This is a genomic window from Streptosporangium amethystogenes, assembly GCF_000721075.1.
Taxonomy (GTDB): Bacteria; Actinomycetota; Actinomycetes; order Streptosporangiales; family Streptosporangiaceae; genus Streptosporangium; species Streptosporangium amethystogenes.
On sequence record NZ_JOEQ01000021.1, the window covers coordinates 72,779 to 91,282 of the forward strand.

The 18,504-nt window shown below is 69.3% G+C and carries 18 protein-coding genes; 5 read left to right on the plus strand and 13 right to left on the minus strand.

Annotation, left to right across the window (positions count from 1 at the left end; genetic code table 11):
• Window position 1 precedes the first annotated feature (1 nt).
• Genes hypD through IG98_RS0126970 form a run of 3 tightly spaced genes read left to right on the plus strand, consistent with a single transcriptional unit; the run spans window position 2 to window position 2,684 of the window.
• On the plus strand, window positions 2-1,129 hold the full coding sequence (gene hypD / locus IG98_RS0126960) for a hydrogenase formation protein HypD (RefSeq protein WP_030917900.1): 1,128 nt from the start codon (window positions 2-4) through the stop codon (window positions 1,127-1,129).
• The gene (gene hypE, locus IG98_RS0126965) at window positions 1,126-2,265 is read left to right on the plus strand and encodes a hydrogenase expression/formation protein HypE (RefSeq protein WP_281178529.1); all 1,140 of its coding nucleotides are present in this window, start codon (window positions 1,126-1,128) and stop codon (window positions 2,263-2,265) included. The genes hypD and hypE overlap by 4 nt, the downstream gene beginning before the upstream one ends.
• Window positions 2,266-2,294: 29 nt before the next feature.
• Window positions 2,295-2,684, plus strand: a complete 390-nt coding sequence (locus IG98_RS0126970) for a hypothetical protein (protein ID WP_030917906.1) — start codon at window positions 2,295-2,297, stop codon at window positions 2,682-2,684.
• 437 nt (window positions 2,685-3,121) lie between these two features.
• Here IG98_RS0126970 and IG98_RS0126975 read toward each other — a convergent pair whose 3' ends face one another.
• From IG98_RS0126975 to purU, 11 genes are all read right to left on the minus strand, one after another.
• Window positions 3,122-3,772 (minus strand): V-type ATP synthase subunit D, encoded by a 651-nt coding sequence (locus IG98_RS0126975; protein WP_084195675.1) that lies wholly within the window; start codon window positions 3,770-3,772, stop codon window positions 3,122-3,124.
• The gene (locus IG98_RS0126980) at window positions 3,769-5,142 is read right to left on the minus strand and encodes a V-type ATP synthase subunit B (RefSeq protein ID WP_030917914.1); all 1,374 of its coding nucleotides are present in this window, start codon (window positions 5,140-5,142) and stop codon (window positions 3,769-3,771) included. The genes IG98_RS0126975 and IG98_RS0126980 overlap by 4 nt, the downstream gene beginning before the upstream one ends.
• Window positions 5,139-6,815: a V-type ATP synthase subunit A gene (locus IG98_RS0126985; RefSeq protein ID WP_030917917.1), complete on the minus strand. Its 1,677-nt coding sequence runs from the start codon at window positions 6,813-6,815 to the stop codon at window positions 5,139-5,141. Before IG98_RS0126985 ends, IG98_RS0126980 begins: the two co-directional genes overlap by 4 nt.
• Complete coding sequence (locus IG98_RS0126990; RefSeq protein WP_157594539.1) at window positions 6,803-7,306, minus strand: V-type ATP synthase subunit E family protein; 504 nt, start codon at window positions 7,304-7,306, stop codon at window positions 6,803-6,805. The genes IG98_RS0126985 and IG98_RS0126990 overlap by 13 nt, the downstream gene beginning before the upstream one ends.
• Before the next feature lie 5 nt (window positions 7,307-7,311).
• A complete protein-coding gene (locus IG98_RS0126995) occupies window positions 7,312-7,524 on the minus strand; it encodes a V-type ATP synthase subunit F (protein WP_030917923.1) in 213 nt (70 codons plus the stop codon).
• 6 nt (window positions 7,525-7,530) lie between these two features.
• On the minus strand, window positions 7,531-7,875 hold the full coding sequence (locus tag IG98_RS0127000; RefSeq protein WP_051752974.1) for an ATP synthase subunit C: 345 nt from the start codon (window positions 7,873-7,875) through the stop codon (window positions 7,531-7,533).
• Window positions 7,860-9,125 carry a V-type ATPase 116kDa subunit family protein gene (locus tag IG98_RS0127005; protein ID WP_030917929.1) on the minus strand — a complete coding sequence of 422 codons (1,266 nt, stop codon included), beginning with the start codon at window positions 9,123-9,125 and terminating at the stop codon, window positions 7,860-7,862. The genes IG98_RS0127000 and IG98_RS0127005 overlap by 16 nt, the downstream gene beginning before the upstream one ends.
• A gap of 43 nt (window positions 9,126-9,168) precedes the next feature.
• Entirely contained in the window at window positions 9,169-9,912 is a 744-nt protein-coding gene (locus tag IG98_RS0127010) for a hypothetical protein (protein ID WP_157594533.1), read from the minus strand.
• A gap of 143 nt (window positions 9,913-10,055) precedes the next feature.
• The gene (locus tag IG98_RS50870; protein WP_169750186.1) at window positions 10,056-10,445 is read right to left on the minus strand and encodes a hypothetical protein; all 390 of its coding nucleotides are present in this window, start codon (window positions 10,443-10,445) and stop codon (window positions 10,056-10,058) included.
• A 268-nt stretch (window positions 10,446-10,713) separates the two neighbouring features.
• A complete protein-coding gene (locus tag IG98_RS0127020; RefSeq protein WP_030917941.1) occupies window positions 10,714-13,305 on the minus strand; it encodes a GNAT family N-acetyltransferase in 2,592 nt (863 codons plus the stop codon).
• Between the two features lie 351 nt (window positions 13,306-13,656).
• A complete protein-coding gene (purU, locus tag IG98_RS0127025) occupies window positions 13,657-14,511 on the minus strand; it encodes a formyltetrahydrofolate deformylase (protein WP_030917945.1) in 855 nt (284 codons plus the stop codon).
• A gap of 165 nt (window positions 14,512-14,676) precedes the next feature.
• Between purU and IG98_RS0127030 the strand changes: the two genes are divergently transcribed.
• A complete protein-coding gene (locus IG98_RS0127030; protein WP_030917947.1) occupies window positions 14,677-15,135 on the plus strand; it encodes an NUDIX hydrolase in 459 nt (152 codons plus the stop codon).
• A gap of 278 nt (window positions 15,136-15,413) precedes the next feature.
• On the opposite strand, the gene IG98_RS0127035 is transcribed toward IG98_RS0127030, so the two are convergent.
• Together IG98_RS0127035 and IG98_RS0127040 are read right to left on the minus strand one after the other, a co-directional pair.
• A complete protein-coding gene (locus IG98_RS0127035; RefSeq protein ID WP_030917950.1) occupies window positions 15,414-15,905 on the minus strand; it encodes a GNAT family N-acetyltransferase in 492 nt (163 codons plus the stop codon).
• The gene (locus IG98_RS0127040; RefSeq protein ID WP_051752977.1) at window positions 15,902-17,473 is read right to left on the minus strand and encodes an NsdA family TPR-like regulatory protein; all 1,572 of its coding nucleotides are present in this window, start codon (window positions 17,471-17,473) and stop codon (window positions 15,902-15,904) included. Before IG98_RS0127040 ends, IG98_RS0127035 begins: the two co-directional genes overlap by 4 nt.
• 341 nt (window positions 17,474-17,814) lie before the next feature.
• Between IG98_RS0127040 and IG98_RS0127045 the strand changes: the two genes are divergently transcribed.
• Entirely contained in the window at window positions 17,815-18,099 is a 285-nt protein-coding gene (locus IG98_RS0127045) for a hypothetical protein (protein ID WP_030917955.1), read from the plus strand.
• Window positions 18,100-18,504: the final 405 nt, after the last annotated feature.

The following is an 18,504-nucleotide window of genomic DNA, read 5'->3' on the forward strand; positions in this document are numbered from 1 at the left end:
GATGCGTTTCGTCGACGAGTACCGCGACGCGGAGAAGGCCCGGATGCTCGCCGCGCGGATCGCCGCACTCTGCGAGCCGGGCCGCGACTACAAGTTCATGGAGGTGTGCGGCGGGCACACCCACACGATCTACAAGCACGGTCTGGAGGACTACCTGCCCGAGGCCGTCACGCTGGTGCACGGCCCCGGCTGCCCGGTCTGCGTCATCCCGATGGGACGGATGGACGACGCCATCCACATCGCCGAGCAGCCAGATGTGATCATGACGTCGTTCGGCGACATGATGCGGGTACCCGGCGGGAACGGCTCCTTCCTCGACGCCAAGGCGCGGGGCGCCGACATCCGGCTGGTCTACTCCCCGCTGGACGCGCTGAAGATCGCCCGGCAGAACCCCGGCAGGCGGGTGGTCTTCATGGCCATCGGGTTCGAGACCACGGCGCCCTCGACGGCGATGACCGTCCTGCGTGCCGAGGCCGAGGGGATCGAGAACTTCTCGATCTTCTGCAACCACGTGACGATCATCCCCGCGATCAAGGCGATCCTGGACTCCCCCGACCTGCGGCTGGACGGGTTCATCGGCCCCGGCCACGTCTCCACCGTGATCGGCTGCCGGCCGTACGAGTTCATCTCGCGTGGCTACGGCAAGCCCCTGGTCGTGGCCGGTTTCGAGCCGCTGGACCTGTTGCACACGGTCTACCGCCTCCTCGCGCAACTGGCCGAGGGACGCTCGGAGGTGGAGAACCAGTACTCCCGGGTGGTCCCGTGGGACGGTAACCCCAAGGCGCTGCGCGTCATCAACCAGGTGATGGAACTGCGACCGTACTTTGAGTGGCGCGGGCTGGGGTTCATCTCCCAGTCGGCCCTCAGGGTCACCGAACGGTACGCCGCCTTCGACGCCGAGCGGATCTTCCAGATCCCCGGCGGGCGGGTGGCCGACCCGAAGGCGTGCCAGTGCGGCGAGGTGCTCAAGGGAGTACTCAAGCCCTGGGAGTGCAAGGTGTTCGGCACCGCGTGCACCCCGGAGACACCGATCGGCACCTGCATGGTCTCCTCCGAGGGCGCCTGCGCGGCGTACTACAACTTCGGCCGGTTCTCACGCGAGCGCGTCAGGGAGGCGACCCGGAGGTGAACGACGGAGAGGGGTACCCCGGGGAGCAGCGGGTGCTGGAACGGGCCGGAGCGGCGGGCGGCCCGGACGCATCCGACCGGGAGCAACAGGTCCTGGACCGGATCGAGCGGGTGCGGCGCCGCAGGGCGCGCGTCCGGGAGGAGCGCATCACCCTGGCGCACGGCGCGGGCGGCAGGGCCACACACACCTTGATCGAGGCGGTGTTCCTGGAGTCGTTCCGCAATCCGATGCTGGAGCCCCTGGAGGACGGCGCGGTCGCCGACGGGCTCGCCTTCACCACCGACTCGTTCGTGGTGACGCCGCTGTTCTTCCCCGGGGGCGACATCGGCGACCTCGCGGTGAACGGCACGGTCAACGACCTGGCCATGTGCGGGGCCCGCCCCCGCTACCTGTCGGCCGGATTCATCCTGGAAGAGGGCTTCCCCGTCGCCGACCTGCGGCGCATCACCGCCTCGATGGCCCAGGCGGCGCGGGCGGCGGGCGTGTGGATCGTCACCGGCGACACCAAGGTCGTGCAGCGGGGCAAGGCCGACGGCTGCTACGTGACCACCTCCGGCATCGGGACGCTGGAGCGGCCCGTGCGGCTGAGCGCCGCCGCCGCGCGGCCGGGTGACGCGGTCATCGTGTCCGGGCCGATCGGCGAGCACGGGATCACCGTCATGCTGGCCCGGGGAGAGCTCGACATCGAAGCCGACCTGCGCTCCGACACCGCCCCGCTCAACGCCCTCACCGATCTGCTGCTGGACGCCTGCGAGGACGGCGCGGTGCGCTGCCTGCGCGACGCGACCCGCGGCGGGGTGGCGACGATCGTCAACGAGATAGCCGGTGCCTCACAGGTCGCCGTCGTGCTCGACGAGGACGCCGTGCCGGTCCGCCCGGCGGTGCGGGGGGCGTGCGAGTTGCTGGGGATCGACCCGCTCTACGTCGCCTGCGAGGGCCGGATGGTCGCGGTGGTGGCCGGGGAGTTCGCCGACGCGGCACTGGCCGCCCTCCGCTCCCACCCGCTCGGCTCCGAGGCGGCGATCATCGGACGGATCAACGACGACCCGCCGGGGCTGGTCCTGCTGAAGACCTCCTTCGGAGGCACCCGCATCGTCGACCTGCTGGTCGGCGACCCACTACCGAGAATCTGCTGAGAACAAGCGAATCCATGAGGTTTCACGACATGAGTAAGAAACACAAAGCCGAACACCCGGGCGGGCACGGCAAGGACACCCCGAGCGAGCGGGGTCGCTCCTCCGGCGTGAGCCACGCGAGCGAGGAGGTGGTGCGATCCGGCAACCTGGCCTTCGGACACCCGCCGGGCGGCAAGGGCCCCGAGCGCGTGATCTCCGACGCGGAACGCAAGGGCGTCCCCGCCACCGACACCGAGGCCCGATCCGCCCACGGGGTCGGCACCAGTGAGCACCGCGGCGCCGAGAAGATCGCTCGCAAAGGCGAGAAGGGCCGCAAGAAGGTCGGCACCGACGAGAAGGGACGCCCCTACGGTGTCTCCCGTCCTGAGGACATCACCGGGGTCAATCCCCAGAAAACCATAACCAGGGACGATCCCTGAGCCGTGGCTCCTCCGCTCCCGGGGGAGCGGCTTCTCGCCTCCCTGGACCGAGGTGACCGTTTCACACACGGAACCACCTGCCAGGCAGGCCCCGGTCCCCTCGCCCGGGTGAGTGACGCGCGTGCTCTGGCCGGGTCGGCCGTTCCGGCCCCGGCCAGGGCTCGCGGTCATCGCGCCAGTGGTGCCTCGTCAGGTTGATCTGATCTTGGGTGTTAGGTTCGGCACGCTGTCGTGGACTTGGGGGAGACTGAGCGGCACCAGGACGAGCCGGCCGCGTTCGTGGCCGAGGTGTTCGCGAATGTGACGATCGCACCTGCCGCTTCCAGCCGAGCGGGATCGAGGGCACCGACTTCGCTTCGAGGCCCCTGTCACACCACCGGTCCAGGCCGCGATCCGTGAGACCGCGCGAGCCATCCCCGAGCGGCTGTACGTCGGAATCACCGGTTGAATCGGTGGTCGCGGTTCAGCCGGTCCGGGAGCCGGGGTTCGGAGCCGATGACGCGACGCGCGCGGTCGGCATCGGCTCGTTCCGTCTCGTCCAGCGACAGTTCGACAGCGGCCAGCGCCTCCTCCAGCAAGGGGAGGAGGCGATCTTTGAGGGCGCGGATCCTGCGGTTTGTCGAGGCTGTCTCGGCCGCCATGATCCGTACGGCCTCCGCGGCGATCGCGTGTTCCAGCCCGGCGCGCAAGGCGGTGTGGTAAGCGTGCCTGGCGGGAACGAGAGCCGTGGTGATCGGGAGGGGAGCCGCGGCGTCGAATCCGGGGATCGTGCAGAAGACCCGGGCCGGATAACTCGTCCCCATGGCGTCGGCCCAGTGAACGTGCACGTCGGTGAGGCGGTCGTCGGCCGCCAGGCGCACGGCCCGTTGGCCACCGAGCCGGGTCACGCGGAGGAGCCATTCGTCGGCGGCCCGGCAGGCGGCGTACCACTCAGCCTGGGTCCGTGCCGCATTCCGGGAGAGCCGGTCCTGTTCCCGGCGCAGTATCCGCAGTTTCCTGTCGAGTACGTCGAGTCCATGCCGGACCGCGGTCAGGCGGCGGCGGAGCCACATCCGCCCCGCACGGCCAGGTGGGATCCGTAGCCTCATGACTCTCCCCGGTATCCGGCTTCCAGTGCTTCCTCGCCGAGCATCGACAGTTCGCTTCGCGGCAGCGTGGAGACCACGTCCCAGGCCCGGTCGAAGGTCTCCTCCAGAGTGCGGGCCTCGTCGGGTCTCTGGACCAGCAGGCGTGTTCGGAAGGCCTCCGCCATGGCCAGATAGCGGCGGTCGATCGGGCTCAGCGCGCTCTCCCCCACCAGGTCGGCGAGTTCACCGGCCTGACGGGCGCGGGACAGTCCTGCCTGGATCTGCGCGGCCAGGTCCAGGTGCTCGGGCCTGGTCCGCCCCGTGCCGACTCCCGCGCGCATCATGCGGGAGAGGGACGACAGCGGGTCGATGTGCGGGTACGAGGTGACCTCGCGGGCCAGCAGGATCTGGCCTTCGGTGATGTATCCGGTGAGGTCGGGCACGGGATGGGTGATGTCCCCGGCGGGCATGCTCAGCACGGGCAGCACGGTGATGGAGCCGGCTCGCCCCCGGATGCGGCCGCATCGTTCGTAGATGGAGGCCAGGTCACTGTAGAGGTAACCGGGGTAGGCCCGGCGGGCCGGAATCTCGCCACGGGCCGCGGAGACCTCGCGCAGCGCCTCGCAGTAGCTCGTCATGTCGGCCAGCACGACGAGAACGTGACGCCGCAGGACGAACGCCAGATGCTCGGCGACGGTCAGCGCTATTCGCGGTGTGAGCAGCCGTTCGATCACGGGGTCGTCGGCGAGGTTGAGCAGCAGCGTCAGTTCCGCGGCCGACGAACGTCTCTCCAGGATGTCGCGCACAGTCGCCGCGTCGCTGTGGGTCAGTCCCATGGCTGCGAAGACGACGTTGAACGGCGCGCCACCGGTGTGGGCCTGGGCGGCCACCTGAGCGGCGAGTTCCAGGTAGGGCAGGCCACCTTCGGCGAAGATGGCGATCTTCTGGCCGCGGACCAGGGTGGTCAGTGCGTCAATGACGGAGACTCCGGTGATCACAGGTTCGGCGGGAGGTTCTCGCACGGTGGGATTCATCGGGAAGCCGGCCACCGGGACGCTGTCGTCGCCGAAGATCGGAGGACCGCCGTCCAGCGGACGGCCGCGCCCGTTGCAGACGCGTCCCAGCCATCCGGTCCCCGCCGAGATGTGCAGCGGGCTTCCGGTGAAGGTGACCCGTGTCGCCTCGATCCTGAGTCCTCCGGTGCCCTCCAGGATCTGGACGACGGCGATGTCCCGATCGACGTCCAGGACGAGGCCGTGCCTGCGCTCGCCGGACTCCAGCACGATCGTGGCGTACTCGTCCCAGCCGACGTTCCGGGTGCCCTGGACGACGATGAGCGGTCCGCGCAGCTCTGCCACACCGGTGTATTCGACGGGAGCCCAGACCTTCACCTCAGCGTCTCCAAGTCGTCCAGCACGGTGTCGCGCCGTGCCAGGATTTCTTCCTGCGGTGACTCCTTCGCCCGCAGGATGGGAGAGAAATCGCGATCCTCGACCGAGGCGACGGGCACTCCGTGCTCGATCAGGTCCTGGCAGCGCGCCAGGATCGTCAGGAGCGCGTCGGCGATGAGAGCGGTCCGTTCGGGCGGGCAGTACGCGTCCAGCGTGCTCAGCGAACTCTGCCGCAGGAAGCCCTCCCGCAGCAGGCGCCCGGCCAGCAGGCCAATACGCTCGCGGGCGGGCAGAGCACCTGCCCCGACCAACTCGGCCAGCGCGGTCAATCGGTCGGCCTCGGCCAGCAGGCCGCCCACGCGCGCGCGGCGGGCCGCGTTCTCGGGAGCGCCATGGGTCAGGGCATCGGCGTCGCGAGAGAAGGAATCGCGCCAGGAGATCGCCGGGTAGTGCCGCGCGTAGGCGAGGTCGCGGTCCAGGGCCCACAACGTTCGCACGAACCGCTCCGTCTGTGCTGTGACGGGTTCGGTCAGATCTCCGCCCGGGGGCGAGACGGCTCCGACGATCGTCACCGATCCTGTGGCACCGCCCAGCGTGATGACCCGTCCGGCTCGCTCGTAGAACGCGGCGAGGGCGGAGGCGAGATCCGCCGGATACCCCTCCTCAGCCGGAAGGATTCCGCTACGGGAGGCGAATTCCCGGCGTGCCTCGGCCCAGCGCGAGGTCGAGTCGGCGATGACCACCGCCGCGTAACCCATGTCGCGGAAATGCTCGGCGACCGTGACTCCCGTGTAGATGCTGGCCTCGCGCGCCATCATCGGCATGTTGGAGGTGTTGGCGATCACGACGGTCCTGTCGGAGAGCCGCCCGCCGGTACGTGGGTCCGACAGCTCGGCCAGCTCGGCGACGACATCCGCCATCTCGTTGCCGCGCTCCCCGCAGCCGATGTAGATCACCACGTCGGCGTCACACCACTTGGCGATCTGCTGAAGGAGCACGGTCTTGCCCGTGCCGAACCCGCCGGGCACGGCCGCGGTGCCCCCGAGGCACACGGGCAGGAGCAGGTCGATGACCCGCTGCCCCGTAGTGAGCGGCACCGTCCCCTCCAGCCGCGACAGGTACGGCAGGGCGAGGCGCACCGGCTGGCGGCGGGTCAGGCGGACCTCGGTTCCGCCGACGACCGCGATCACGGCGTCGTGCGGATAGTGGCCTGCCTGCCGGATGGCGGAGACCTCGCCTCCTGGCGACAGGACCAGATAGGCCGGCGAGCTCGCGTCTTCGACGCGCCCGATGGCCGTCCCCGGCGCCGCTGTTCGCCCCTGCTCGACCAGCGGCGTGAACCGCCATGGGCGGGCGGCGGACGCGGGCGTGGGCGCAGCCGGGTTCAGCCAGGGGCCCGCGTCTGTGAGAGGCCGGAGCAGCCCGTCGTACACCCCACCCAGCAGGTGAGGCCCCAGCAGAGCCGAGACGGGAGATCCGCCGCGGTCGGCGGGATCGCCTGGGGCCAGCCCACCGGTGTACTCGTACGCCTGTACTGTGGCGTGGCCGTCCCTCAGCGTGACGATCTCGCCCGGCAGCCTGTGAGGTCCGAGCAGGACCAGCTCGAACATGGCCGCGCCGATGAGGTCCTCGACTTCGACCAAGGGGCCGTTGACCCGGCTCACGGTGCCCACAGCCGCTCCACCTCCGCTCCGAGTGCGTCAACGGCTCGTGCGGCCAGCGCGCTGAGCGTGCAGTCGACGCGTCGCCCGTGTCCCTCTGCCAGCACTCCGCCGTCAGGCTGCTCTTTCACCACCATGTCCGTCCCCCCGGCGTTGCGGGCCAGAGCGCTCAGCCGGTCGAGCAGCCTGGGGTAACAGGGGTCGGCGCGCAGTGCCCTGACCACGGTGGCCGACTGTGCGTACAGTTCGTCCAGGGCCTCCCGTCGAGCGGCGAGTTCCGTGTGGCGGACTCGGCGCTCGGCGTGGACCCGCTCGGCGACCGCGTCCGCCCTGGCCTGGGCGGCCCCGTCGGCGCGGGCGTCGGCGAGGACGTTCCGGGCCTCCCGGCGGGCGGCTGCGACCAGTTCGGCGGCCTCTTTCTCAGCCTCAGCCGTGATCTCCGTGGTGTCGACCTCGACCTGCCTGGACAAGGCTTCGGCCAGCGGCGCCAGAGCGTCCCGCATGGTCGTCACGGCGGCATCACCACCGTCAACCTCTCTGTGGCCTGCTCGCCGACTGCCTCGGCCGCCTCCGGGGTGAGGATCACCACGGCGACGTCGTCGCCGAGACGGTTCCACGCCGCACGGGCGGCATCGGTTGTGTCGGCCGGAAGAACGACCACTCCGGCAAGCCGGAAGCCCGTCACGCGGACGGTCTCGCCGATGACGACGACGGTCGCCATGGCCGGTCAAGCCCGTCCGATGAGGATGATGCCGATGACGAGCCCGTAGATGGCGATCCCCTCGGCCAGCCCGACGATGACGATTGCACGCCCGAACAGTTCGGGCCGCTCGCTCATCGCGGCGAGCGCCGCGGCTCCGGTGTAGGCGACGGCGATGCCCGCACCGATCGCCGAACCGGCGACCGCGATGGCCGCGCCGAGCAGGGCCGCCCAGTTGCCGCCGACAGCGGCGTTGACCGTCGCCGTCCCTTGAGCGGAGCCGGCGGTCACCGCGCAGACAAGCAGAATGACCGAGGCGAGTGCGATGGCCACGTTGAACGTGTGCAGCCCTCGCCTCAGCCAGACGGACATGGCGCGACCTCCTTGGACGTCGGCGGCAGGTGCCAGGGGCGGAAGGGCCGTCCCTCGGTTTGGAAGACCTTGGAGAACAGTTCGTAGTATTCGAGCCGCAGCGCCTGGACTCCGGCCACGAGCCCTTCGATCGTCAGCGCCAGCGCGTTGCCCAGCAGGAAAAGCGCCGCCGCGGCGGCGGGGGCGGCGGCCCACAGACCGGCGGTGGCGCCCCAGACGATCGATCCGATGGCGGTGTGGGTAATGCCGAAGGCGGCGAGCCGGGCGAAGGAGGCGACATTTGCGCACAACCGGACGACCGCGTCGAAGAGCTGGATCGCCGCCTGGGCGGTTCCGCTCGCACCGCCTCCCGCCTCGGCGTAGAACCCGGTGAAAGCCAGGATCAGTCCCACTGCGGCGACCACGCCACCGGTGACGGTCAGCCAGCCGAGCTTCGCGTACCACCCGAGCAAGGCGAGCCCCAGTCCGAAGAACAGCGCCGAGCCTGCGACCCCCGCCGGGGAGTACAGGGTGGCCGGCCAGCCGCCCTCCCGCCACCGGTTCACGACGCCCAGCAGGTAGGCGGCCGCGAGCAGCAGCGCGCCGCCGCCGAGAGCCGCAGCGAGGAGGGTGAGCGGGTCGGCCAGCGGCCGCACCCAGAGCACGGGGACGACGCCCGTGGGGCCGAAGAACTCGCCGTAGAGCAGGCCGAAGAGCATGCTCGCCAGCCCGGCGCCGACGAAGAACGGCCACACCCGATGAAAACGGGACAGCCATCGCGGACGCTTGCGATACAGCCCGATCGCCGCGACGAGCAGCAACAGCCCATGCCCGACATCGCCGAACATCATGCCGAACATCAGTACGTACGCGCCGACGGCCAGGGGCGTCGGGTCGACGTCAGCGTACGGCGCCGTCCCGTAGGTGGTGACGAGCGGGGCCAGGTTGCCGCGCAGCCCCTCAGAGCGCAGCAGGGACGGGGCCTCCTTGCCCCGGGGGCGGGCGAGCGGCACCACGGCCCCGCCCTCGGGCGCCACCCGGCCCGACAGCTCGGAGACGACTTTGGCGGGCGCCCAGCCCACGAGCGCCGCCACCTCACCGCTGACGACAGCGGTCTTCGAGACTTCCCGCAGCGGCGCGTCAGGCGGCGTGGACAGCTCCACGACCCCTGCTTGCCCCACGATCCTCAGCACGTCGTCCAGCGAACGGGCGGGGGCGACGATCGCCACCCGCTCCATCCGGACAGGCCGCAGCGCCTCTCGCCAGTTCATGGTCCCGGTTCCTTGCAGGTCCGGTCGCGTGCGCGCATCGCCGTCATGACCGCGCGGCCAGTTCCAGGGCGGCGCGCACCCGCCGGGCGTCCGCCGCCAGGACGGCGACCGAGCCGAGGACCGGGCTCGCTGTGAAGCCCGCCCCGGTCAGGAGATCACGTCCTTCGTCTTCCACGCGCTGCCACCAGCACTCCTCGCCCCGCGACAGCTCACGCGGATCCTCGATCTCCTGCAGCACCCAGCGCGCCGCCCTGGGCAGACGCTCTGCCATCTCGCGTATCGAGGGCGCATCCAGCGCGCCGTCCCCGACGAGTACGCGGCAGCGTCCCCTCGCTCGTCCGGCCAGCCTGGCGCCTTCTGCCAGGTGCGTACGGGCGAGCAGCAGGGCCGTCGCCCCCAAAGCCCACGGCCTGGCCCGCGGAACGGTCTCGACCACCCCTTCGGCCCAGGCCAGGCGCATGCCCAGTTGGATCTCGCGGGGGCTGGCACCACCCGGATCTCCCCACGGGGAGGTGGCCAGCGCCGCCCGTACCTCGGCAGGGGATCCGCACAGCCGCAGCCTCTGCCACTCGGTGCCCAGCGAGCCCAGGACGAACTCGGGTTCTGCCTCACCTCCCGTGAACCGGCAGATCAGCTCGTCCACGTTGGCGAGCTCGAACCAGCGGGCCAGCACGCGGATCATCTGCCCTCCCTCCCGAGGCAGCCAGCCGGCCAGCACACGTAGATGCCACAGCAAGGTGGCCAGGACCGCCCACTGGGCCTCCGCCAGAGTTTGCCCACGCCGCACGTCATGCCCATACGGCGTGTCACCCAGCAGAGCCACCGCCTCGCGTACGGATCCGCATGTCGCGATGCGCCGCGCACACGCGCTTCCCACCCTCCGCCGGACGAGAGCTCTGGCGCGTGTCGCCCCAGCGGCCCACGAAGCGGTCATGACCGCTCATCGGCCAAGGACCTGACCATGTCGGCCACCCGGGCCACCATCTCCGGCATCCGAGCGGCCGAGCGCCTGCGGACCCCCTCAGCGGCGGCCGCGGCCTCACGCAGGAGCTCCGCGGCCGCCTGATCGCGGTCCTGACGGGCAAGAGCCGACAGCCGTGCACGCTCCGCATCCGCCTCCGCGTGGGCCGAGGCGACGATGGCCGCCGCCTGATCGTGGGCGTGCGCCCGCATGTGGTCGGCACGGCGTTGGGCGTGTTCTCGCTCGTTCGCGCACGCGGCCTGGATGTCGGCGAGTGCCGAAAAGATCGGCGCCAGCTCGTCGGCCTGGTCGGCCACGTGGTCGGCAGGGATGCCTGCGGGGGCCGCTGCCCCGGGCACGCCGGAGGGGCGGAATCGTACCAGAAAATCGCCCAGCCGGACCATCGCTCACCTCCCCGTGTCCCATCACCTTGGGTAATGCCCGCGACAGAACCAAAAGTCGGGCAATAGGCGGCCAAATGTCGGCCAGGCTGTGGAGTCGGCGGAGGGCCCCCATCGGAGCCCGAACCGGTGGTTCAGCGCCGCGGCGGCTCGCTGATCCTCATTCTGCTGTGCTGGCCGGCTGGTCGACATGGCCCAGCGGATGGCCTGGCCACCGGTCAGCTGGTCAGCGCAGCCGTCGCAGTAGCGGCGAGGGCGGCTTCTCGCAGGGCGCCAACCGGATTCGGGCGTCCACTGTGGCTGTGCCTCCTGCTGTGACGACGACCGGATTGAGGTCCAGTTCGGCCACCTGCGGCAGATCCTCGAGCAGCCTGCCGATCCGTACGACCTGATCGGCCAGGGCGGGGACATCGACAGGTGGCGAACCCCGGTAGCCGTACAGCACCGGAGCGCAGCGCAGCTCGTTGATCATGTCGATGGCATCGATGACGGGCGGTACCCGGAAGACGCGGTCGGCCAGCAGATCGGCCATCACCCCGCCCATGCCGACCATGACCAGCGGCCCGAACACCGAGTAGTTCACGCCGCCCACAATGATCTCCACGCCTCCGGACAGCATTCGCTGGACGATCGCACCGGTCATCTCCGCGCCTATCCGCGTCGACATGTCGTGATATGCCCGCCGTACCTCGTCTGGGGTCTGGAGATTGAGCCGGACTCCACCGACCTCGCTCTTGTGCACGGGACCTGTGGCCTTGAGCACGACGGGCAGCCCGATGCGGGAGGCCGCCGCGACGGCAGTCTCAGGGCCGTCCACGTCAATGGACTTCACCGGCGTCGCGCCATAGCAGCCGAGCAGCCGGGCGGCATCGGCAGGTGCCAGCCAGCCACCGTCCGGGCGCGCCTCCAACTCCGCGTGAACGATCTCCCGGGCGGTCTTCTCGTCAGCCGGAGGAGGTACTGGAACAAGTTCGACGGGGCGGCTGCGCCATTCGGCGTAACGCACCACGTAGGCCAGAGCCTGGATGGCCTGCTCGGGGAAGGCGTAGCTGGGCACGTGGCCGTCGATCAGGTCGTCGTGGCCGATGACGCAGGCCAGCATGGTCTTGGCCGCTGTCTTGGCCGCGTCGGCGATGGCCTGGCAGGTCGCGTCCAGGCCATCACCGAATGGCGGGGTATAGACAACGAGGACCACGTCGATGTCGGGTGAGGCGGCCAGGGCCTCGATGGCGGCGCCGATCTCGGCGGCTGTGGCATCGGCGGTCAGGTCGACCGGGTTGCCCAGCGCAGCGGCGGCACGGGCATCCAGCAGTCCGGACGGCAGTTCGGGAACGACGAGGCCGTGCACTTCGCAGGCGTCGGCGGCCATCGCCTGCGGCCCGCCCGAGTTGCCCACGATGGCTACCCGGCGACCGCACGGCAGCGGCTGAGCGGCCAGCAGCTTGGCGGTGTCGATAAGCTCAGGAACGCTGTCGAGCCGGATCACACCGGCGGCCCGAGTGAGCGCGTCCACCGCCACGTCCGGGGTGGCCGCGGCGGCGGTGTGCGAGCGCACCGCCCGGCCTCCGGCCTTGCCGCGGCCGCTCTTGACCAGCAGCACCGGCTTGCGCTTACCGACCCGGCGGGTGATGCGCGCGAACCTGCGCGGGTTGCCGAACGACTCCAGATACAGCGCGATCACACCGGTGTCGTCGTCGTCCTCCCAATACTCCAGCAGGTCGTTGCCGCTGACGTCGGCCTTGTTACCGACCGACACGAACGACGACACGTCCAGCCGATCCAGCAACGCCGCGCCCACGGCGCCGGACTGCGACATCAACGCCACACGGCCTCGGACGGGCCGGTGCGGCAGGAAGCTGGCGTTCAGCCGGGCTCTGGTGTTCACCACACCCAGGCAGTTCGGACCGATGAGCCGCATCCCAGCCATACGGCACACCCGCAGTAGTTCCGACTCTGCCGCCCGTTGTCCGGCCTCGGCGAACCCCGATGTCAGCACCACCAGCCCGGCTACCCCCGCCGCCGCGCAGTCGCGCGCCACTTGGAGCACATATCGGGCAGGCACCGCCACCACCGCCAGGTCCACGCCGCCGGGCACCTTGGGGTGGCAGGTCAGCCCGGCGATCTCGCTCACGTTGGGGTTGACGGGATAGATCGGCCCGCAGAAACCGCCGTCGATGAGGTTGCGCAGCACCTTGTGCCCAACAGCGTGTTCGTCGCGGCTGGCGCCGACCACCGCCACCGCGCGGGGCGCCAGCACGCGTGCGAGGGACGCCCGCTCCGCCTCGTGGTCACGAACCTCGATGGCCGCCATCAGCCTGGGAGTGGACTCGGCGGCGATGCTGACGTGCACCGTGTCGCCATCAAAGCACTGCTCCACCCTCAGGCCCAGGTCACGCAACACCCGGATCATCGGCCGATTCTCGGCCAGCACGTCGGCCACCAGTTCGCGTACGCCATGCTCGGCGGCGTCCACGGCGATGTGCTCCAGCAGCAGCGTGCCCAAGCCATGCCCGTGTACGGCGTCGTCCAGAAGGATGCCCAGGTCGGCGCGACCGTCCTCGATGGGGATGTACTCGGCTACTGCGACCAATCGGCCGTGCAGGCCTGCCACCAGCGCGCGTCCGTCGTACCTGTCACCGGTGATGCGATCGATGTAGGTGTGTGCGGTGTTGCGGCCGCTGGTGAAGAAACGCAGGTATGCCGAGCGCTCCGAGGAGCGGTCCACCAGCTCGTGCAGCTCCTCGCGATCGGCGGAACGGAGCGGGCGCACGTGGGCGATACCGCCGTCGCGCAACAGCACGTCGTATCCGTCAGGCATGTCGGGTCTTCCGCTCAGATGCAGGGCGGCCGCGTGGACCGAGTGCAGTCCTCTGGACCCGACGTTTCCGCACTGCCGGGCGCGTCCGGCAGTGCCGGACGGCCCTTTGGCCAAGGCCGAAGGTCCCTGACGCCGCGTGCTTCGGAGGGTCATCGTGAACGAGCCGGAGATCAAGGCCCCGATGGGCTCCCCGTCCTGTTCTTCGGCGGCCGATTCCTCGGCAAGATCTTCAGCGGGTGTCCCGCGCCGGCAGTTCGTCAGTGCGACCTTAGCCGGTCTCCGGCTCGAAACAGCTGGTCGAAGGCACTACGAACCACACCAGATGTACGGGCGGACTCCCGGCTCAGGACACTAGCGGGGGAAGACGATCGTCTTGTGGCCGTCGAGCAGGACGCGCTGCTCGGTGTGCCAGCGGACGGCGCGGGCCAGGACCTGGCACTCGACGTCACGGCCGATGGCGGCGAGGTCGTCCGCGGAGTGGGTGTGGTTGACCCGGGCGACCTCCTGCTCGATGATCGGCCCCTCGTCGAGGTCGGCGGTCACGTAGTGCGCGGTCGCGCCGATCAGCTTCACGCCGCGGGAGTGCGCCTGGTGGTAGGGCTTGGCACCCTTGAACGACGGCAGGAACGAATGGTGGATATTGATCACGTTGCCCGCGAGCTTGACGCAGAGGTCCTCGGAGAGCACCTGCATGTAGCGGGCGAGCACCACCAGGTCGGCCCGGTAGTGATCGACGAGGGTCAGCACCTCCGCCTCCTGCCTGGCCTTGGTCTCAGGAGTGACCGGCAGGTGGTGGTAGTCGATGCCGTACGACTGGGTCAGCGGCCGCAGGTCCGGATGGTTGGAGACGACCGCGACGATCTCGATGTCGAGCAGACCCGAACGCGTCCGGTAGAGCAGGTCGTTCAGGCAGTGGCCGAACTTGCTGACCATCACCAGCACGCGCGGCTTGACGGATGCCTCCCGCAGCTTGAAATCCATGCCGAACTCGGGGGCGAGCGCCGCGAAGGCCTCGCGCAGCTCCCCGTCGGGCAGCGGAGAGGCGAACTGCACCCGCATGAAGAACCGCTCGGTCACGGCATCACCGAACTGCTGGCTCTCGATGATGTTGCAGCCCCGTCCGGCCAGAAGACCGGAGACCGCCGCCACCACGCCAGGACGGTCCGGGCAGGACAGCGTCAACACAAACTCGGCCCTGGAACTCATGCCTTCACCCTTGAGCTGGAGAGGTCGGATCGTAAGGTACTTCCACCTGACCTGGGCAGACTACAGCGAATCCCGACGCCACACCCAGCCGGTCGGTACCCGGCGAGCCAGCAGGTACGCAGAGCCGCCCGGACCCGGATCCGGCGGTGATAGCGTCCCTGAGCTATGAACGCCCCTCAGCCGAACGACCGGCCCGCCGCCCGGGTGGTCTGTGTGGACTCCTTTGGCCGGGTGCTTCTCATGCACTGGCGTGACACCGTCAGCGGCCAGAGCCTGTGGGAGCCACCGGGCGGCGGCATAGACCCGGGCGAGACCCCTCTTGACGCGGCACGGCGGGAGCTGACGGAGGAGACGGGCCTGCCCGGCGAGGCGGTCATGGACCGCTGGGTGCCGGTACGCCGTGACTTCCACTGGCTCGGCGTCCACTACGTCAAGACCGAACGGTTCTACCTGGCCAGGTTCGAGGGCACTCCCAAGGTGGGCCCGGGATCGTTCAGCGCCGAGGAGAACACCACCTACCTGGGCTTCGGCTGGGTCTCAGCGGAGGAGATGGCCGACCTCCCCGACCGCCTGGAGCCTCCGGACCTGCAACAGGTCGTCTCCCGCGTCACCCGGCTGGGGTGAGCCGGTCATCGAGCACACCCGGGAATCCCGTTGCGGCACGGCCCTCGATCTCGAAGATCGAGGGCCGCGGTCGTCAGGGAACGATTCTTCCGGCCGGGGAGGATCTCAGCCCTTGTGGATGGCGCCGGCAATGCCACCGAGCCTGGACACGCCAAATTTGTGAACAATGATCTTTTTCATCGCACTCACCCGAGGACGGCGATAGCCACGAAAGACAAGTATTCGGATATTTTCGAAATTGGCAATGCCAAATAGCAAAGTGGTCTAAATTCGAGTCACTACATTAAGGTAGACATAGCGACCATTAGCTCTTTTTCTCCATAAACCACCACAGATCCCCCTCGCTCTTCTCTGCGGATCTCGCGCCACCCGAACTTGCGATAGAGCTCCATCGCCGCGGGCTGGCTCAGGGTGGTATCTCCGCGGAGCCTCACGTAGCCGAGTTCAATCGCCCGCGCCTCCAGCGCGACGACCATCTGGGCACCGAACCCGCGACGCTGGAACTCCGGATGAACCCGCATCCGGCACATCTCGGCGGTCTGATCGTCAACGCGACGGAGCCCGCCCATCGTGACAATACGTCCGCCAGGCGTCTCACCCACGAGGAACTCTCCCCGGTCGGCGAGATAGATCTCGTGGATCCTGGGGAAGTCGTCCTCGTAGTAGACGCCGTCTCCCGGCGCGAGACCGACCTGGGCGAGGCATATCTGGTGGAGCGCCCAGACGGATTCGATGTCGGACCAGCGATAACGCCGAAGCCTCGGCCTCAACTGCCACCCCCGTCGGCCGCCGCGTCATCCGACCACGCGCCGCGGCCGCGCAGCGATTCCAGATAGACCTTGAGCTTGGGATGCCCCGGAGCCTTCAGCTCGGCCTGCCTGCCCACCTCGTGGGCACGCTGCATGAGGATGTCGGGCCTGCACGCCTCGTCGAGACCCGAGATCGTACTCTGGGCGATCTCCAGCGCCTCGTCCACATCGCCCTCAAGGATCTTGCACTGGGCGCGGTCGAACTTGATGAAGGTCGGGTCGAGCCAGTCGGTCGGGCCGTACTTGGTGAGCGCCTGTTCCAGGATGAGGTCGGCCTCCATCGCCTGCCCGAGCTTGACCAGCGCGTCTCCCTGGTGAAAGTAGAGCTGGCGCTCGGTGTAACCGAAGGTCGCGTCATCCTGGTCCGCGGCGGTCATCTGGGAGAAGGCCGCCCTGGCCCGGGACAGCGCCCGCTTCGCCTGGTCGACCACGTCCTTCTTGCCCGCGCCCGACATCATCGCCAGCGCCCGGGCCTCGACCACCGGGGCCATGGCCTGGGCCGCGCAGGGCGTCTGCCCGGCCAGGTCCCGGCTCTTCTTCGCGAGGTTGAGCGCCTCACGCGGGTCACCGTAGTAGAGCGGAACCAGAGCCTCCCTGGCCGTGACCCACGCCCGCAACGCGCGGTCGCCGGTCTCGTCCGCGGCGGTCCGGCCGGTCCTGAAGAAGGATCGGGCGAGCCTGTGGTCGCCGAGATTGACCATGATCATGCCGCTCAGGCCCGCCAGCTGGGCCGCCATGCGGCACAACCGTTCCTGCAGGTCGACCGGCTGGCGCCGTTCCATGGCCTTGCGTACCGCGCTGAACTCCAGCATCACGTCGCACAGCAGCCTGAGCGGGGGGGTGTTCATGTACTGGCGGCCGAAGCCGATGGTGGATTCCTCCCACTGGTCGAGCATCGCGGGCGAGACGGTGGCCGAAACCAGCGTGTCGTCCATCCTCCTGCGGATGCTCTCCACCGATCCAAGCACCTGTCCGTCCAGCACGATGCCACTGCCTGCCAGGAGCTGTAAGAGTGTCCTCCGTAACACGTTCTCGTCCTCCTCGCCCCCGTCCGCGGAAAGGTCCAAGCCGATCGGCTGGATCAGCAGCTCGCGCGGATCAGGGGATGTGTCGGGTCTTCCGTCCTGGAGATCGCCTCGGACGACACCGGGCATCCGGTGGCCGTGGCCGCAGATGCACGGGCCGTCGTACCCGAGGGAGGCCGGCTCGACTCGGTAGGCGGAGCACAGGTAGTGCAGGTACTCGGGACCGGGACGCTTCAGCCCGCTCTCGTACGCGGACAGCAACGTCTCACCGATGCCGGGAGCCGACTTGCCGTCGCGTTCGAACAGCGCCCGTATCTGTTCGATCACGTCCGCGAGGGCGACACCGTGCGCCAGGCGGTGACCTTTAACCCGTGTAGTCCCGAATTGCGAATTGCATTTCTCGTAGATTTCCTCGGCTATCTGCGCCGAGGACTTACCGGCGGCCAGGCCACGGGCCCGGACCTGCCGTGCTAGTTCTGTCTCCCTGTGCTGCCTGCCGGACATACCGGCCCCTCTCTCGTGGCCAGCTGGGCTGGCTGGCACACTTAGTCCCGACCGGTCCTCTCTCCCTTGACACACTGTGATCTTTTCGTCGCACTGTGCCTACCGAGAATGATGGACCACGTTTGACTCATCCGGAACGCGCCAATAAAGCCATCGGCTAAGAATCGTCCTCCAGCGGACTGTTTCTTTCAACCTACTTGGCACAACGCCCACCCTGAACTGGGTTTTCCCTGAATTGACCCACGGGGCCGCCGTGAGTCATCTTTGGCGGGCAGCACCGAAGGCGTGATCGAGCGAACACGATTCGGTGCCGGCAAACCGAAACCACGAGGAGGGGCGAGGTGGGTGAAGACGATTTCCGACACCTGGAACGACTGGTGACGGAGCTTGACTGCCGCGGGCTGCACGCCCGTGTGGTGCGGACCCACTCGGGCCGTGCGTTCGTGCGAGTGATCAACCCGAAGGCCACCAGCCTCGCGGAGAACGTCACCTGCCGGGCACAGGCCACCCCCAGCCACCGGGATTGGTACTACTGGTGGTCCTGGGGTGAACGGATGCACACGGTGGAAGACCCAGCCGGTGCCGCGACCAAGGTCGCACGCGTACTCGCCGCGGTAGGGGAATGAGGTGAGCGGTGCGAAGGGCTTCACCTGCCCGACGCGCCGTACCTACCACGGCCCGGCGGAGCCGACGGGATGACCGGTGCGGAGCGTCCTCGGACGCTGGTCACCCCGTCGGCTCCGAATCGTCGGACCGCCCGGCCGCGCCGCCTTCCATGAGGGAGTGCCGGCCGGACACGCGCGGACTCCCGGTGGTGAAACCGCGGAGGCTCTCGCGAGCCGAAACCCACGAACTGCCGTAAGGCAAAGGCTGCCGCCTGGTCTCTCGTCCGGGCGGTGAAGTAGGAGGGATCCCCCTCGGGAACGGCACGGGACACGCTTCCGGGTGCGTGTCCCGTCCGGGCCGCCCGTCACCGGGGCATCCGGGTCCGCCTCCGCGGCCCCAGATCCGGATGTCCCCGTCTTCCCCGG

Coding starts and splice junctions, on each gene's coding strand:
- IG98_RS0127030 (WP_030917947.1), top strand. CDS start 14,677: ATGAACGCCCCTCAGCCGAACGACCGGCCCGCCGCCCGGGTGGTCTGT.
- purU (WP_030917945.1), bottom strand. CDS start 14,511: ATGAGTTCCAGGGCCGAGTTTGTGTTGACGCTGTCCTGCCCGGACCGT.
- IG98_RS0127005 (WP_030917929.1), bottom strand. CDS start 9,125: ATGAACTGGCGAGAGGCGCTGCGGCCTGTCCGGATGGAGCGGGTGGCG.
- IG98_RS0126995 (WP_030917923.1), bottom strand. CDS start 7,524: ATGGCGACCGTCGTCGTCATCGGCGAGACCGTCCGCGTGACGGGCTTC.
- IG98_RS0127000 (WP_051752974.1), bottom strand. CDS start 7,875: ATGTCCGTCTGGCTGAGGCGAGGGCTGCACACGTTCAACGTGGCCATC.
- IG98_RS0127020 (WP_030917941.1), bottom strand. CDS start 13,305: ATGCCTGACGGATACGACGTGCTGTTGCGCGACGGCGGTATCGCCCAC.
- IG98_RS0126990 (WP_157594539.1), bottom strand. CDS start 7,306: ATGCGGGACGCTCTGGCGCCGCTGGCCGAAGCCTTGTCCAGGCAGGTC.
- hypD (WP_030917900.1), top strand. CDS start 2: ATGCGTTTCGTCGACGAGTACCGCGACGCGGAGAAGGCCCGGATGCTC.
- IG98_RS0126975 (WP_084195675.1), bottom strand. CDS start 3,772: ATGAGGCTACGGATCCCACCTGGCCGTGCGGGGCGGATGTGGCTCCGC.
- IG98_RS0127040 (WP_051752977.1), bottom strand. CDS start 17,473: ATGTCCGGCAGGCAGCACAGGGAGACAGAACTAGCACGGCAGGTCCGG.
- IG98_RS0126970 (WP_030917906.1), top strand. CDS start 2,295: ATGAGTAAGAAACACAAAGCCGAACACCCGGGCGGGCACGGCAAGGAC.